Raw genomic sequence first — 14544 nt, 5'->3', positions numbered from 1 at the left:
ATCAGCGGCGGCCCGCCGGCGGCATCAATTGCGGTCGGTTATCGGGCGGTCGGCGGCGCCGGCGAACTGCTCATTCGCCGGCAGCGACGCGCTCGGCCGGCGCGACGCCTCGGCGGCGGCGCGCATGCGTTCCGACAGCGCCATCAGCCGGGTGGCGGTGGCCGGGGCGAGGGTCACCGGCCGCTGGAAGCCTCCAATGTCGAGCGGCGACGCCTCCGCCACCGCGCCGTCCAGCTTCGGCGCCGGCTGGTTGCCGAGGCCGGGCGTCGGCTTGAGCTCGATGCCCTGATGCGCGAAGGCCATCACCTTCTGCCAGGTCATCGCCGGCAGCGAACCGCCGGTCATCTTGCGGGTGGGGGTGAAGTCGTCATTGCCGAACCAGATCGCGCCGGCATAGTTGCCGGTGAAGCCGACGAACCAGGCGTCGCGATAGGCGTTGGTGGTGCCGGTCTTGCCGGAGACCTTGGTGCCGGGGATCATCGCCCGCCGGCCGGTGCCGTTCTCCACCACGCTGTTCAGCATCGGGTTGATCATGGCGATGATGTTCTCCGGGATCACGCGGTGCGGCTTCGGGCCGTTGCGGTCGAAGCTCCACACCGGTTCGCCGGCGGGGGTGCGCATCTCCAGCACCGCGTGCGGGGCCACCGACATGCCGTTATTGGCGAAGACCGCGTAGCCGGTGGCCTGGTCGATCACCGTCACCTCGGCGGCGCCGAGCGGCAAGGCGCGGGTGATCTTCAGCTCGCTCTTCACGCCCATGGCATGGGCGAGATCGACGATGCGCCCGCGTCCGATCGCCTCGGCGAGCTTCACCGCCACGGTGTTGAGCGAGCGGGTGAGCGCCTGGATCAGCGGCAGGCGGCCGGCATAGGAGCGGCCGTAATTCTGCGGGCACCAGTTGCCGATGCAGATCGGCCCGTCCACCACCATGGTCTGCGGGGTGTATTTCCCGGTCATCAGCGCGGCGGTGTAGACATAGGGCTTGAAGGACGAGCCGGGCTGGCGCAGCGCGTCGGTGGCGCGGTTGAACTGGCTCTCGCCATAGTCGCGCCCGCCGACCATGGCGCGCACCGCGCCGTTCGGCTCCAGCACCACCATGGCGGACTGGCTGGCGCCGTAATCCTTGCCGAACTCCTTCAGGCTGTCGCGGATCGCGGTATCCGCCGCCTTCTGGATGTTGGGATCGAGCGCTGTGCGCACCACGAAGGAGCGCTCGGCGTAGTTTCGCGGCAGCGTCTCGACGATGGTCTTCACCTGGTCGAAAGCGTAGTCGAGATAATAGTCCGGCGTGTCTTCCTGCTTGCGGTTGATCGGGGTCGCCGGGTTGCGGCGGGCGCCGAATACCTGGCCCTCGGTCATGAAGCCGGCGTCGACGAGGTTGTCGAGCACCACGCTCGCCCGGCCGCGCGCGGCGGGCAGGTTGACGTGCGGGGCGAATTTCGAGGGCGCCTTGAACAGGCCGGCGAGCATGGCGGCTTCCGCCAGCGTGACCTCCCGCGCGGACTTGCCGAAATAGTACTGCGCCGCCGCGTCGACGCCGAAGGAGCCGCCGCCCATATAGGCGCGGTCGAGATAGAGCTTGAGGATCTGGTTCTTGGTGAGGTGGAACTCCAGCCACAGCGCCAGGAAGGCTTCCTTGATCTTGCGCTCCAGCGTGCGCTCGTTCGACAGGAACAGGTTCTTGGCCAACTGCTGGGTGAGCGAGGAGCCGCCCTGCACCACGCCGCCGGCGCGGGCATTCGACAGCACCGCGCGGAAGGTGCCGGGGATATCGATGCCGAAATGCTCGTAGAAGCGCCGGTCCTCGGTGGCGAGCACCGCCTTGATCAGGTGATCGGGGAACTCCTCCAGCGGCACGGTGTCGTTGTGGCGGATGCCGCGCTCGCCGATGGTGTTGCCATAGCGGTCGAGGAAGGTGACCGAGAGCTCGGAGCGCTTCAGCCAGTCGTCCGAGGTCTCGTGGAAGGCGGGGATGGCGAGCGCCAGCATCAAGACCGCGCCGACCGCGCCCCAGGTCATGCCCTCCGAGGCGATCTCCACGCCCCAGCGCGCCGGGCCGCGCAGATTGAAGCGCTCGGTGAAGGCGACAAAGGAATCCCACGCGGCGTGCAGCCGGACGCCGCCGCTATAGATCGTCGAATCGATCCATGAATCGATGATGAGCAGCAGGTTGCGCAGGCGGCGCGTGCGGCGCGGCTGCCCCTCGCCGGGGGAGGCGCCGTCCGGTCCCGTGTTTGCCGCCGGGGCGTCGTCCTTCTTCGAGCCGTCGTCCAAGCCGCGCTCTCCGCGAGGTACTCTACATGCCCGTCCTTATAGCCGAGACACCGATGGCACACCACTTGACGGTGCGGGTCTCGCCTTGGCCGGACATGGAAGCTATCTAAGGTTTGATTGCCAAGCCGTGAAGCGCGCCGCCGCCCGCCGCGTTCGCCGAGAGGTCCGATGACTGTCGACACCGCCCACACCCCGGATGCCCGTGCCCCGGAAGCTCAAGCTCCCGAGGCCGTTCCGCCGGAGACCCCGTTCTGGAAGCGCACGCCGCTGGAAGCGATGAGCGCCGCCGAATGGGAGAGCCTGTGCGATGGCTGTGGGCGCTGCTGCCTCGTCAAGCTGCAGGACGAGGACACCGAGGCGATCGCCTATACCGACATTGGCTGCCAGCTGCTCGACGATTTCGGCTGCCACTGCCGCGACTACCCCAACCGTCAGGCTCAGGTGCCGGACTGCGTGCGCCTGACCCCGGACGTGGTGCGCACGCTGGAATGGCTGCCGCCGTCCTGCGGCTACCGGCTGATCGCCGAGGGGCGCGACCTCTATTGGTGGCATCACCTCGTCTCCGGCGACCGCGACACGGTGCATGCCGCCGGCGTTTCGGTGCGCGGCCGGGTGGCGGCGCTGGAGGACGACCTGCCGCTGGAGGATTTCGTCGACCACATGGTGCGCTGGCCGCTGCGCCTGCCCAAGGGGGCGGCGAGCCGGCAGCGCAAGGGGGTAAGCGAGCCGGCAGGCAAGGAAGCCGCGAGCCGGCGGGGCAAGGGAGAAGCGGGGCGGCGGCGCTCAGCGTAGCAGCGGCGACACCAGCAGCATCGCCGCGAAGCCGGCGACCGCGGCGGCGCCGATGCGCGGGACGACATGGCCGCGCCCCGTCGCGGCGGCGGCACGGCCGGCGAGGGTGCCGAAGCCGACCCAGCCCAGCGCCACCAGCGCGCAGAGCCCGGCGAAGCCGGCGAGATAGGGCCATACCCGCTCCGTCCCGAACGGCACCACGCCGAGCGCGAACAGGATCGCCTTGGGATTGAGCAGCGTGGTCACGAACACCCGCAGCGGGGTGACGACGCGAGCGACTTCGGCCGGCGCGCCGCCGGCCCGGTGCCACAGCGCCCAGGCGGTGGCGAGCAGATAGAGGCCGACGGCGATCCTGAGGCTCAGGCCGAGCACCGGCGAGGCGGCCACGGCCGGGCCGAGAGCGAGGCCGATGGTAGAGATCGCGATGAGGTAGCCGGCGATCTCCGCCGGCATCAGCGGCAGCGCCCGGCGCCATCCGCCTGCGGCACCGGCGGTGGCGAGCAGCGTGTTGGTGGGACCGGGGGTAGCGAGGATCGCCAGCACGGCAAGAGCGAACAGGACGGGATCGGTCATGCCGGTCTTGATAGCGGAGGTGCCGGGAGACCGGTATCGGGGGCTCTGCTTAGGCCCGCATTTCCCGGCCGGCGTCGTCCCGCCCCCTCGCCAAGGTCGACCCACGGCGCACGTGGGAGGTGGCGAGCGGTCCCGGGCCCGGTGGCTCGGCCTCCGGCCGGGACGAGGTCGAGCGGTTTTCCGCATCGACCCCTTATCTTTCCCCATGGGGAGGGTGCTCGCCTGCGGATCGCGTCTCCGGCGAACCCGTGGAAAGCGCCGCGGGCCGGCGAGGGGAGGGGTGCCGGGAAACGTCGGAGGCCTTTCGCTCCATCCCTCTCCGTCGACATCGGATGTATCCGCTGTCGACCACTCCAGGTGCGGAACTCGGCTAATGCCGAGTTCCGTGCGGGGAAAGGGGAGTTCCGCGATGCACGGAACGATCAGAGCGCCAGCACGCTCTTGTCGACCTTGTTGATGTCCTTGGTGCCGGTGAGCGCCATGGAAACGTCGAGCTCCTTGCGGATGATCTCGATCGCCTTGGCGACGCCGGCCTGGCCGCCGGCGGCCAGCGACCACAGGAACGACTTGCCCATCATGCAGCCCTTGGCGCCGAGCGCCACGGCCTTGAGCACGTCCTGACCGGACTGGATGCCGCCGTCGAACCAGATCTCGCTCTTGCCGCCGCCAATGGCGTCGACGATCTTCGGCAGCGCCGAGATGGAGGACACCGCGCCGTCGAGCTGGCGGCCGCCATGGTTGGACACCACGATGGCGTCGGCGCCGGTCTGCGCGGCGATCTTGGCGTCCTCGACGTCGAGCACGCCCTTGAGGATAAGCTTGCCGGGCCAGATGGAGCGCACCCATTCGACGTCCTTCCACGACAGCGAAGGGTCGAACTGGCCGGCGATCCACTGCGACAGCGTGGTGAGGCTGTCGCTCTCCTTGCGCACCGCGAGGTTGCCGAAGGAATGGCGCTTGCCCATCAGCACGCTCATCGCCCAGGCCGGCTTGGTGGCGATGTCGATGGCGTTCGCCACGGTGAGCTTGGGCGGGACGGCGAGGCCGTTCTTGATGTCCATGTGGCGCTGGCCCTGGATCTGCAGATCCAGCGTGAGCACCAGCGCCGAGCACTTCGCCGCCTTGGCGCGCTCGATCAGCGACTCGGAGAACTTGCGGTCGCGCATCACGTAGAGCTGGAACCAGAACGGCTTGTTCACCGCCGCCGCCACGTCCTCGATCGAGCAGATCGACATGGTGGACAGGGTGAAGGGAATGCCGGCGGCCTGGGCGGCGCGGCAGCCATGGATCTCGCCGTCGCCATGGAACAGGCCGGTGAGCCCGGTCGGCGCGATGGCGAGCGGCAACGACACCTCCTCGCCGATCATTGTCGTCTTGGTCGTGCGCTCGGAGACGTCGATCATCACCCGCTGGCGCAGCGGGATGGCGTCGAGGTCGGCCTTGTTGGCCTTGAGGGTGGTCTCGTCATAGGAGCCGCGGTCGGCGTAGTGGAAGATCGCGCGCGGCACCTTCTTCATGGCGATGGCGCGAAGATCCTTGATGTTCGTCACGGGGGCCATTGGCCGGGGCTCCTATACTTTCAAAGAATGAGGGGAGGCTCTACGCCTCCCCCGCGTGGCGTCAATTGTGAATGACGAGGGCCGTGAACGGCCACAGATGCGCCTGGGCGCTGACGAGCAGGCCGACCAGCACCGCGAGCGCGATGGAGTGGAAGAACACGTAGCGCAGGATGGTGCCTTCCGAGTTCTGCCAGCCGGTGGCGGTGGAGGCGACGACGATCGACTGCGCGTCGATCATCTTGCCCATCACGCCGCCCGAGGAGTTGGCCGCCGCCATCAGCACCGGCGACAGGCCGAGCTGCTGCGAGGTGATCTTCTGCAGGCCGCCGAACAGCACGTTCGACGCGGTGTCCGAACCCGTCAGCGCGACGCCGAGCCAGCCGAGCAGCGTGCCGAACAGCGGGTAGAACGGCCCGGTGGCGGCAAAGGCAAGGCCCAGCGTGGCGTCGAGGCCCGAATAGCGGGTCAGGAAGCCCAGCGCCAGCATGATGGCGATGGTGGCCAGCGAGTAGCGCACCTTCCACAGCGTGCGGCCATAGATCTTCGCCAGCCCCAGCGGCGAGAAGCCCATGGCGAGGCCGGCGACGATGGCGGAGAGGAAGATGCCGGTGCCGGTCATCGACAGGATGTTGAAGTTGAACACCGCGGGTTCGGCATGCGCGGTGGCGACCACCGGCGGGGTCTTGAAGATAAGGTTGTGCAGGCCGGTCATCTCGAACTTCTGAATGAAGAAGCCGTCGAGCGCCGCCTTCACCTGCGGGATGCCCCAGGCGAACACGAATACGGTCAGGATGGCCCAGGGCAGCCAGGCGAGCACCAGCGCCTTGGTGGAGGGGCGGGCGGTGGTGAAGTCGGTGGCGCCCTTGGTGGTCGAGCCTTCCGAGCCGTCGCCGTTCTCGCGGCCCTTCAGCGCCGTCGAGGTCCAGATCTTCTTCGGCTGCCAGACGCGCAGGAAGGCGACCAGGCAGAGCATGGAGACGATGGCGGCCACCACGTCCACCAGCCAGGGGCCGTGGAAGTTGGACACCAGGAACTGCGGGATCGCGAAGGAGATGCCGCAGACCAGGATGGCCGGCCAGATCTCCAGCATGCCGCGCCAGCCGGCGAACGCCCAGATCAGCCAGAACGGCACGATCAGCGAGAAGAAGGGCAACTGGCGGCCGATCATCGCCGACAGGTCCATCAGGTCGAGGCCGGTGACGGCGGCGAGCGCGATCACCGGGGTGCCGAGGGCGCCATAGGCGACGGGGGCGGTGTTGGCGATCAGCGACAGGCCGGAGGCGGCGAGCGGCGAGAAGCCGAGGCCGATCAGCAGCGCCGCGGTGACGGCCACCGGCGTACCGAAGCCGGCCGCGCCCTCGAAGAAGGCGCCGAAGGAGAAGGCGATGAGGAGGAGCTGGAGGCGGCGGTCGCCGGTGATGCCGGCGATGGAACGCTGCAGGGTGGTGAAGGAGCCGTTCGCCTCGGTCATCTGGTGCAGGAAGATGATGTTGAGCACGATCCAGCCGATCGGCATCAGGCCGTACATGGCGCCGTAGCCGGCGGCGATGCCGGCCTTCTCCGACGGCATGCCGAACACGAACACCGCGATCACGAAGGCGGCGACGAGGCCGGCGAACGCCGCGACATGCGCCTTCATGTGCAGGAAGCCGAGGCCGACGAGCATTACCACCACGGGTACGGCCGCGAACAGCGTCGACAGCGCGAGGCTGCCGAACGGGTCGTAAATCTGGTTCCAGGTCAAAGTCCGTTTCCTCCAAGTGAACAGCGGACTTGACGTCCGTTTTGCGCGTTCGCGATTGGATGCCGGCCGGCGGCACCTTAACCCCGACCCGTTAGGGAAGGTAGTAACAGGAGTCATGTTTGGTAAAATTGTCTTACCAAAGGAGTCAACTGGTCAGCCGCTTAGCTCTTGGTTGTAGACGCGCGGGCCGGAAAATGAAAAAAGCAGCGGGAAATCGGTTCGGAGATCGAAGCAGATGACCGCGCGGCTGCGCACGCCCAAACTGGCCGAGGCGATCGCCGAACATATCGAGCGGCTGATCCTCGAAGGCGTGCTGCGGCCCGGCGAGCGGCTGGCGAGCGAACGCGACCTCGCCGAGCAGCTGGAGGTCTCGCGCCCCTCGCTGCGCGACGCGCTGCAAATACTTGAAGAACGCGGGCTTCTGGCGATCGGCCGCGACGGCACGCGGGTGACGCAGTTCCTCGCCCCGCTCACCGAGCCGCTGGCCGGGCTGCTGCATTCCAACGAGCAGGTGACGGCCGACTATTTCGAGTATCGCGAGGCGGTGGAGCGCAAGGCGACCGGCCTCGCCGCCGTGCGGGCCAGCGACCCCGAGCGGCAGGCGATCCGCGAATGCCTCGGCGAGATGCAGGCGGCTTACGACGCTAACGAACCCGACCGCGAGGCGGAGGCGGACATCGTGCTGCACCGGCTGATCTACGGTGCCTCGCACAACCTCGTCATCCTGCACGTCATGCGCGCCTTCAGCGAGATGCTGCGGCGGGACATCTTCTTCAACCGCACGCAGCTCTTCGCCATCGACGAGTTCCGCGAGGAATTGCTGAGCCAGCACAAGGCGATAGGTGAGGCGGTGGTGGCCGGCAACGCCGAGGTGGCGGAGGCGGCGGCGCTGCGCCACCTGATCTATACCGGCCAGAGCGTCGAGCGCTTCCGCCGCGACGAGGCACGCACCAGCCTCGCTTTGCGGCGGCTCAACCGCTCGACGCTGATCGCCGGCGGCCAGGGATAGCGGCGGCCAGGATAGAGGCGGTCAGCCGGCGGCGCGCTGGCCGGCGAACTGGCCGCGATAGCCGACCTCGGGGATTCCCAGCGTTTGCTCCAGGATCAGCTGGCACACCTTCATACCGGTCCGCAGCCGGATGGGGCGCGGACCCAGATTGATGATCTCCAGCTGGATACGCCCCGTCGAGCCGGCGTGGATGGTGGGTGCGGTGAGGTGGACGATGAGGCCGATGCGGGCCAGCGAGCTCTTGCCCTCCACCCGCGCGGCGAGGCGGGCGCCGGGCATCAGGTCGACCTTCTCGCAGGTCCAGCCCAGCACCAGCCGGCCGGGATCGAGCACGAAGCCGTCCTCGCCGATCTCGATGTCGCCGGCCATGGCGAGGATCGCCTCGCGGAAGCTGTAGCCGGGGCCGGCCGGGTCGATGACCGGGTCCTCGCCTTCCGCCGGGGGGCGATAGAGGGTGAGCCGGGCGTCGAGACGCAGGTCGACGCCGTTCGGCGCGTAGAACTCGGCCGGTGGCGGCGGATCGATGCAGAGCAGGCCGGCGGCCAGCGAGTCGCGAATATCGCGATCGGTCAGGATCAAGGGCAGGCACCCCGTTTACGCGAGACAAGCCCATGATCGGTAACATGAATGCCGGGGCGGCGCGAGAGCTGCGTTGCAGCGGAACCATGTTGCAATCGCGAAACAGTCCTTGCGCGGGCAATGTTACATATGAAATGATACCAGGTAGTATCATTCATGTTCAGGAGACGTTCTTCCCCATGTCCGCTCGTTTGAAGCTTCTCGGCATTTCCGGCAGCCTGCGCGCCGCCTCCTATTCTACCGCCGTCCTCGAGGCCATCAAGGCGGCGGTCGCCGACAAGGCGGACCTGACCGTGTATCGCCTGAACGACGTGCCGCTCTACAACCAGGACGAGGACACCGCGACCCCGCCGGCCGGGGCGGCGGCGCTGCGCGCGGCCATCGCCGAGGCGGACGGCGTGATCTTCTCCTCGCCGGAATATAATTTCGGCACCTCCGGCGCGATGAAGAACGCCATCGACTGGGGTTCGCGTCCCTATTCCAAGGGCGCGCTGCTCGGCAAGCCGGTGCTGGTCGTCACCTCCTCGCCCGGCTCGACTGGCGGCATCCGCGCCCAGGCGCAGCTGCGTGAATCGCTGACCGCCGCCGGCGCCCGCGTGGCGGTGGTGCCGCATGTGGCGGTGCCCGGCGTCGGCGAGAAGGTGAAGGACGGCGCGTTCACCGACGACAAGACCAAGAACTTCGTGGTCAGCGGCGTCGACGCGCTCATCACCGAAATCCGCTTCGTCGAGCATGTGAAGAAGGGGGCCTGACACGGGCCCGGACGACCATAGCGGCGCCGGCCTGCCGGTGCCGCCGGTCGCGCTGGAGGGGGCGGCGCGTTCCACCGCCCGTCGCCCCTCCGACCGTCGCACCGGCCGGGGGCAGGCGACCTGCGAGCGGCTGCGCCGCGTCGCCGCCTGCCTGTTCGTCGCCCGCGGCTATGCCGGGGTGAGCCTCGACGAGATCGTCCAGGCCGCCGGCGGTTCCAAGACCAACATCTATGCCTTCTATGGTGGCAAGGAAGGTCTGTTCGTCGCCGCCATAGAAGATGCCCTCGGCGAGGTGCTGCGGCCGCTCACCGGCGCCGATACGCGCGGGCTGGCGCTGGAAGAAGGGCTGACCCGGCTCGGGCGGGCCCTGCTCGACGCGCTGCTGACCCCGGAGGCGCTCGCCCTGCACCGTACGCTGATCGGCGAGACCGGGCGCTTCCCCCGGCTCGGCGCCGCCTGGTACGCGGCCGGGCCGGCGACCTCGCAGCGCGTGCTGGCGCGGTTCATTGCCGAGGCGGGTGGGCAGGGCGCCGAGGAGGCAGGCGGGCGTGAGGCGGCCCGGCTGGCGCGGCTATTCCACGACATGGTGGCGGGCGACCTGCAGCACCGGGCGCTGTTCCAGTCGCAGCCAGCCAGTGCGGATGAGCGCGCCGATGCGGTGGCGGCAGCGGTGCGGGCGCTGACGGCGGTGATGGCGCGGGGCGGGTAGGGGCGACAGCCCCGCAGGCGCTTCTTTGGAAAGATGAGGCGGCTTCGCCAGAGCCTCCCCCGGGGGCCGGATCGCCGCTGTGTGGTGTGCGGCTGGTCCGGGGAGCCGAGCGATGCTGAGCGACATGCGCGGCAGCGGAGCGACCGGGTGCCGCGCTCCCGGTGTCCTGCCGGAATTGCAGGTTGCTGCCGGAACACCAAGCTTCCAAGCTTTGAAGCTTTCAAGCTTCCATCGATCGTCGGAGACTGGTTCTCGCGTCGCCTTCAGGTTCCGGCCAGGGAGATCCGGGCCGGTTGCAGAAGGCCGGTGACGTCGTCGGTGGTGACTACGTCGGCGAAGGTCAGCATCATGTTGTTGAGCGTGATGTTGTGCTCGTAATCGGTGTGCGTCGCGGTTCCATCGGAAACGAACAGCACTTTGTAGTTGAGCATCATCGCGTCGCGGGCGGTCGATTCACAGCAGATATTGGTCGCGCAGCCGGTGATGATGACGGTGTCGATGCCGAGAGCCTGCAGGCGCCCGTGAAGATCCGACGACCCGTCGACGAAGGTGCCGAACCGGAACTTGTTGATGTGCATGTCGCCGTCCTCGACCGTGATGTCGGGGTGGAGCGCATGGCCGGGCTTCCCGACCATGAAGGTGGCGTACATGCCCTCCCGCTTGTCGGGCGTCCAGAACGAACCGAACCAGTTGGACCAGCTGTGCTTGCTCTCCTCGCTGATCGAGTTCTGCACGAACACGTTGAGGGCGCCGGCCTCGCGGCAGGCCGCGCTGATGCGGTTGATGTTGGGAATGATGGTGGCGGCCGGCGCGATCTCCGCCGGCGCGCCCGGCGTCATGAAGCCGACCTACATGTCGATCACCAGATGCGCCGTCCGCTTCGGATCGATGGTCTCGAACAGGCGCAGGCGGCCGCGCCTCTGCAGCGCGATCTGCACGATACCGTCTTCGAGCTTTACCGAGTGCATGCGCGTCTCCCGGAGCATTGGCGGCTGTCCGCCCGGCTTCTTAACAGGTTTGCCGCGGGTATGACTTTGCCGCCCGCAAAAATGGCGGCCTCGCGACAGCGGCTTGATGAGCCGGCGAAGAAGACGATCGCATCGACGTGCCGGGAACGCGATCCTGCCGGGAGCACTCAGCCGGTCTGACGGTCGCCAGTCTGACGGTCGCCTGGCTGCTCGGGCGCGATCGGGGTGAACAGGCTGCGGTCGGGCTTGAGGTCGAGCAGCGGCGTGCCGTCGATGCAGTCCAGCCCGCGCACGATCAGCCGGTCCGGCTCCGCCCGCACCAATGTCGCGATGGTGGTGCCGATCGGATTGGGCCGTGCCGGCGAGCGCAACGCGAAGGTGCCGTGGCCGCGCCCGTCATTGGCCGGGCTCTGGATGACGAGGTCGCGGCGCGACAGGTGCATCCAGAACAGCACCTCGATGCGCGCGTAGGACTCGATGCCGGCCAGAGCCGGGCGCCAGGGCTCGAAGATCTCGATGAGGCATTCCGGCCCGTCCGGCCGGCCGAGGCGCGGGGTTTCCAGCCGCGACACCCAGGGCGTGCGGATGCGGCCGATGAAGGTGAGGCCGGCATCATTGCCGGCCGGCGGGGCCGCGAGGACCTCGCCGGCGCGGATTTCGTCGAGGCGGACCATCGTCGCCTTTCCGTGGCCTGCCGCTCAGTCGACGGCGACCAGCACGTCGGAGGCCTTGATCACCGCCGAGGCCGTGCTGCCGATGGTGAGGCCGAGCTCGTCCACCGCCTCGTTGGTGATGGAGGAGGTGAGCACCTGGCCGCCGGCGATCTCGATGCGGACATGGGCGGTGGTGGCGCCCTTCTGGATGGCCACGACCTTGCCGGGGATGACGTTGCGCGCGCTGAGCTTCATTTCCGGGACTCCGGTTTGAGAATGTCGACACGGTCGACGGAGAACACCGCCCGCGAACCGCGCCGGTCGCCGGGTATCACGAGACGGGGCAGCTTGTCGTCGGGGATGGCGGCGCCGTCGCGCTCATAGGCGATCAGCACCCGCTTTCCCTCCAGTTCCGGCGCGATCTCGCCGAGGCCGAGCACGGCGGCATAGCCGTCGCGGGCGGTGGCCAGCACCGCGCTGCGGGCGACGCCGTGCTGGTCCTTGGCATCGACGAGGCCGGCGGTGGTGAGCACGTCCCACAGGAGGGCGCCGGTGAACCGCCCGGTCTCCTCGCCGCGCGAGGTGAGGAAGGTGACCTCGACAGTGGTGGCCGGTAGCTGGCGCAGCGCGGCGAGATCCAGCGTCCGCGTGGCGCCGCCGGGCGCGGAAAGGGTGAGCTCCTGTGCCGTCGCGGCGGCCGCCGGCAGCGTGGCGAGCACCGCCAGGAGGCAGCCGGCGCGGGCAAGACGTCGCGGAGAGAACGACATGGACACCTCAAAGCTATGTGCCGATGAATATAGCAGGGCAGCGCAGCCGGCAACACGATCGAGGGTTGTGAGAAAATCCACGGGCGTAGGAATAAATGCCTTGACAGCGTGACGCTGCTCCGGTAGCTTTCTGCCATGCTCCACAATTGCGTCCGGGGCCGGCGAGGCCGGCAGGGCGCCTTGCTTTCATCAGCCGGCCGGCATGGCCGGCTTTTTTATTGTCGCGGGGGCTGCATTTCAGGGAAACCACCGACCATGACGATACCCAAGCGCGACGTTCCGCTCGAGGCCATCGAGGAGGCGCGCCGCCTGTACGAAAACACCAGCGTGCCCAACCAGCACATTGCCGACCTGCTCGGCATCAGCCGCTCGACGCTGAACCAGCGCGTCCGCCACTGGGGCTGGAAGCGCCGCAAGGACCGGCTGGCGGCGGTCATGCCGGAGACGTCGATGCTGCAAGCGTCGCCGCTGGCCGTTCCGCCATCGCAGGCGTCGCCATCGCAAGTCTTGCCGTCGCCCGCGCCGCAAACGCCCACCTTGGACGCCGAGGGGCCGGTGTCGCGCCGGCTGCTGATCGCCCGGCTGGTGGCGCGGGTGGAAAGCGAGATCGCCGCCGTCGAGCGGCTGGTGGCCCGCGCCGGGCTGAACGCCAATCGCAGCGGCGCCGACGCCGAGCGGGCGGCGCGCACCCTCGCGGTGCTGGTGCGCTCGCTGCGCGAGCTCGCCGCCATCGCCCGCGACGAGGACGAGGATGCCGGGGACGAGCGCGCCGATGACGACATGTTCCGCGATGCCGACGCCTACCGACGCGAGCTTGCGGCAACTCTTGAGCGCGTGCTGGCGGAACGGGCGGCTTGACGAGGCGGTCGCCGGGCTTTCGCCCGGCGGCGCGCACTGGCTGCTGCATTGCTGGAGCCTGCTCGCCCGGCCGGCGCAGATGCCGCCGGAACTGGCGCAGGGCGGCGGCGACTGGATCACCTGGCTGGTGATGGGCGGGCGCGGTGCCGGCAAGACCCGCACCGGCGCCGAATGGGTGCGCGGGCTGGCGCTGGGGACGCCGGGTTTCGCCAGCCGCCCGGCCGGGCGCATCGCGCTGGTGGCCGAGACGTTCAGCGATGTGCGCGAGGTGATGGTCGAGGGGGTCTCCGGCCTGCTCGCCGTGCATCCGCGCCATGAGCGCCCGCGCTGGGAACCGACCCGCCGGCGCCTCGAATGGCCGAACGGCGCCATCGCCCAGGGTTTTTCCGCCGATGACCCCGAAAGCTTGCGCGGCCCGCAATTCGACGCCGCCTGGTGCGACGAGCTGGCCAAATGGCGCTATGCCGAGGCGGCCTTCGACATGCTGCAATTCGGCCTGCGCCTCGGCGAGCGGCCGCGCCAGATGGTGACGACGACGCCGCGCGCCACCCAGCTGATGCGCCGGCTCATTGCCGACCCGATGACGGCGATCACCCGGATGGGCACGGCGGAGAACGCCGCGCACCTGGCGCCGACCTTCCTGGAGACGGTGGTCTCTCGCTATGCCGGCACGCGGCTCGGCCGGCAGGAGCTGGAAGGCGAACTGATCGAGGACCGCGCCGACGCGTTGTGGAGCCGGGCCGGCATCGAGGCGGCACGCGAGGAGGCGGCACCGGCGCTCGCCCGCATCGTGGTGGCGGTCGACCCGCCGGCCTCCTCGCGCAAGGGAGCGGATGCCTGCGGCATCGTCGCCGCCGGGCTCGACGGCGAGGGGATCGCGCATGTGCTGGCCGACGAGAGCGGCCACGGCCTGACGCCGGCCGCCTGGGGCGCGCGCGTGGTGGCGCTGTTCCACAAGCTCGCCGCCGACCGGGTGGTGGTGGAGGTGAACCAGGGCGGCGAGATGGTGCGCACCATCCTCGCCGGCATCGACCCCGCCTTGCCGGTGGCCGAGGTGCGGGCGACGCGCGGAAAATGGCTGCGCGCCGAGCCGGTGGCGGCGCTCTATGAGCGCGGCCGGGTGCGCCATGCCGGCGCCTTCCCGGCGCTGGAGGACGAGCTTTGCGACTTCGGCCCGGACGGGCTGTCCGGCGGGCGCTCGCCGGACCGGCTCGACGCGCTGGTCTGGGCGATCACCGCGCTGGCGCTGGGGCCGAAGGAGACGGCGCCGCGGGTGCGGCGGGTGTGAGGGGGGCGGGGGCCGTACC

At 69.2% G+C, this 14544-nt stretch carries 15 protein-coding genes; 6 read left to right on the top strand and 9 right to left on the bottom strand.

All coding sequences use genetic code 11. The features are described from left to right. Positions 1–24: 24 nt before the first annotated feature. Complete coding sequence (locus LGR54_RS10015; RefSeq protein WP_230362085.1) at positions 25–2178, bottom strand: transglycosylase domain-containing protein; 2154 nt, start codon at positions 2176–2178, stop codon at positions 25–27. 264 nt (positions 2179–2442) lie between these two features. Here LGR54_RS10015 and LGR54_RS10010 point away from each other — a divergent pair, with 264 nt between their 5' ends. Further along, positions 2443–3066, top strand: a complete 624-nt coding sequence (locus LGR54_RS10010; RefSeq protein ID WP_255607462.1) for a YcgN family cysteine cluster protein — start codon at positions 2443–2445, stop codon at positions 3064–3066. On the opposite strand, the gene LGR54_RS10005 is transcribed toward LGR54_RS10010, so the two are convergent. From LGR54_RS10005 to LGR54_RS09995, 3 genes are all read right to left on the bottom strand, one after another. Continuing rightward, positions 3058–3639: a LysE family translocator gene (locus LGR54_RS10005; protein ID WP_230361820.1), complete on the bottom strand. Its 582-nt coding sequence runs from the start codon at positions 3637–3639 to the stop codon at positions 3058–3060. The two genes, LGR54_RS10010 and LGR54_RS10005, sit on opposite strands and share 9 nt — an antisense overlap. Before the next feature lie 422 nt (positions 3640–4061). After that, entirely contained in the window at positions 4062–5198 is a 1137-nt protein-coding gene (locus tag LGR54_RS10000) for an alpha-hydroxy acid oxidase (protein WP_230361819.1), read from the bottom strand. Between the two features lie 61 nt (positions 5199–5259). Further along, on the bottom strand, positions 5260–6942 hold the full coding sequence (locus LGR54_RS09995; protein WP_230361818.1) for an L-lactate permease: 1683 nt from the start codon (positions 6940–6942) through the stop codon (positions 5260–5262). 235 nt (positions 6943–7177) lie between these two features. Between LGR54_RS09995 and LGR54_RS09990 the strand changes: the two genes are divergently transcribed. Beyond that, positions 7178–7951: a FadR/GntR family transcriptional regulator gene (locus tag LGR54_RS09990; RefSeq protein ID WP_230361817.1), complete on the top strand. Its 774-nt coding sequence runs from the start codon at positions 7178–7180 to the stop codon at positions 7949–7951. Between the two features lie 21 nt (positions 7952–7972). Here LGR54_RS09990 and dcd read toward each other — a convergent pair whose 3' ends face one another. Then, on the bottom strand, positions 7973–8530 hold the full coding sequence (gene dcd, locus LGR54_RS09985; protein WP_230361816.1) for a dCTP deaminase: 558 nt from the start codon (positions 8528–8530) through the stop codon (positions 7973–7975). A 179-nt stretch (positions 8531–8709) separates the two neighbouring features. Between dcd and LGR54_RS09980 the strand changes: the two genes are divergently transcribed. Both LGR54_RS09980 and LGR54_RS09975 read left to right on the top strand, forming a co-directional pair. Then, positions 8710–9282 (top strand): NADPH-dependent FMN reductase, encoded by a 573-nt coding sequence (locus tag LGR54_RS09980; RefSeq protein ID WP_230361815.1) that lies wholly within the window; start codon positions 8710–8712, stop codon positions 9280–9282. A gap of 37 nt (positions 9283–9319) precedes the next feature. After that, on the top strand, positions 9320–9991 hold the full coding sequence (locus tag LGR54_RS09975) for a TetR/AcrR family transcriptional regulator (protein WP_230361814.1): 672 nt from the start codon (positions 9320–9322) through the stop codon (positions 9989–9991). Between the two features lie 263 nt (positions 9992–10254). Here LGR54_RS09975 and LGR54_RS09970 read toward each other — a convergent pair whose 3' ends face one another. From LGR54_RS09970 to LGR54_RS09955, 4 genes are all read right to left on the bottom strand, one after another. Further along, entirely contained in the window at positions 10255–10830 is a 576-nt protein-coding gene (locus LGR54_RS09970) for a cysteine hydrolase (RefSeq protein WP_230361813.1), read from the bottom strand. 296 nt (positions 10831–11126) lie between these two features. Beyond that, positions 11127–11633, bottom strand: coding sequence for an SAM-dependent methyltransferase (locus LGR54_RS09965; RefSeq protein ID WP_230361812.1), 507 nt, complete (start codon positions 11631–11633; stop codon positions 11127–11129). Positions 11634–11657: 24 nt separating this feature from the next. After that, entirely contained in the window at positions 11658–11867 is a 210-nt protein-coding gene (locus LGR54_RS09960; RefSeq protein ID WP_230361811.1) for a molybdopterin-binding protein, read from the bottom strand. Then, positions 11864–12379, bottom strand: a complete 516-nt coding sequence (locus tag LGR54_RS09955; protein WP_230361810.1) for a molybdopterin-dependent oxidoreductase — start codon at positions 12377–12379, stop codon at positions 11864–11866. Before LGR54_RS09955 ends, LGR54_RS09960 begins: the two co-directional genes overlap by 4 nt. Before the next feature lie 255 nt (positions 12380–12634). Between LGR54_RS09955 and LGR54_RS09950 the strand changes: the two genes are divergently transcribed. Then, positions 12635–13237, top strand: coding sequence for a hypothetical protein (locus tag LGR54_RS09950; protein ID WP_230361809.1), 603 nt, complete (start codon positions 12635–12637; stop codon positions 13235–13237). Beyond that, the gene (locus LGR54_RS09945) at positions 13206–14525 is read left to right on the top strand and encodes a DNA-packaging protein (RefSeq protein WP_230361808.1); all 1320 of its coding nucleotides are present in this window, start codon (positions 13206–13208) and stop codon (positions 14523–14525) included. The genes LGR54_RS09950 and LGR54_RS09945 overlap by 32 nt, the downstream gene beginning before the upstream one ends. The last annotated feature ends 19 nt before the right edge of the window (positions 14526–14544 follow it).

Source organism: Ancylobacter sp. Lp-2 (assembly GCF_020523795.1).
GTDB lineage: Bacteria > Pseudomonadota > Alphaproteobacteria > Rhizobiales > Xanthobacteraceae > Ancylobacter.
Note: the sequence above shows the minus strand (reverse complement) of the source record. Positions and strands in the feature narration are given on the sequence as shown.

Bases quoted from the DNA above. Each gene is read 5' to 3' on its own strand.
- LGR54_RS10010 (WP_255607462.1), top strand. From the start codon at position 2,443: ATGACTGTCGACACCGCCCACACCCCGGATGCCCGTGCCCCGGAAGCT.
- LGR54_RS10005 (WP_230361820.1), bottom strand. From the start codon at position 3,639: ATGACCGATCCCGTCCTGTTCGCTCTTGCCGTGCTGGCGATCCTCGCT.
- LGR54_RS10000 (WP_230361819.1), bottom strand. From the start codon at position 5,198: ATGGCCCCCGTGACGAACATCAAGGATCTTCGCGCCATCGCCATGAAG.
- LGR54_RS09990 (WP_230361817.1), top strand. From the start codon at position 7,178: ATGACCGCGCGGCTGCGCACGCCCAAACTGGCCGAGGCGATCGCCGAA.
- LGR54_RS09980 (WP_230361815.1), top strand. From the start codon at position 8,710: ATGTCCGCTCGTTTGAAGCTTCTCGGCATTTCCGGCAGCCTGCGCGCC.
- LGR54_RS09970 (WP_230361813.1), bottom strand. From the start codon at position 10,830: ATGACGCCGGGCGCGCCGGCGGAGATCGCGCCGGCCGCCACCATCATT.
- LGR54_RS09965 (WP_230361812.1), bottom strand. From the start codon at position 11,633: ATGGTCCGCCTCGACGAAATCCGCGCCGGCGAGGTCCTCGCGGCCCCG.
- LGR54_RS09960 (WP_230361811.1), bottom strand. From the start codon at position 11,867: ATGAAGCTCAGCGCGCGCAACGTCATCCCCGGCAAGGTCGTGGCCATC.
- LGR54_RS09955 (WP_230361810.1), bottom strand. From the start codon at position 12,379: ATGTCGTTCTCTCCGCGACGTCTTGCCCGCGCCGGCTGCCTCCTGGCG.
- LGR54_RS09950 (WP_230361809.1), top strand. From the start codon at position 12,635: ATGACGATACCCAAGCGCGACGTTCCGCTCGAGGCCATCGAGGAGGCG.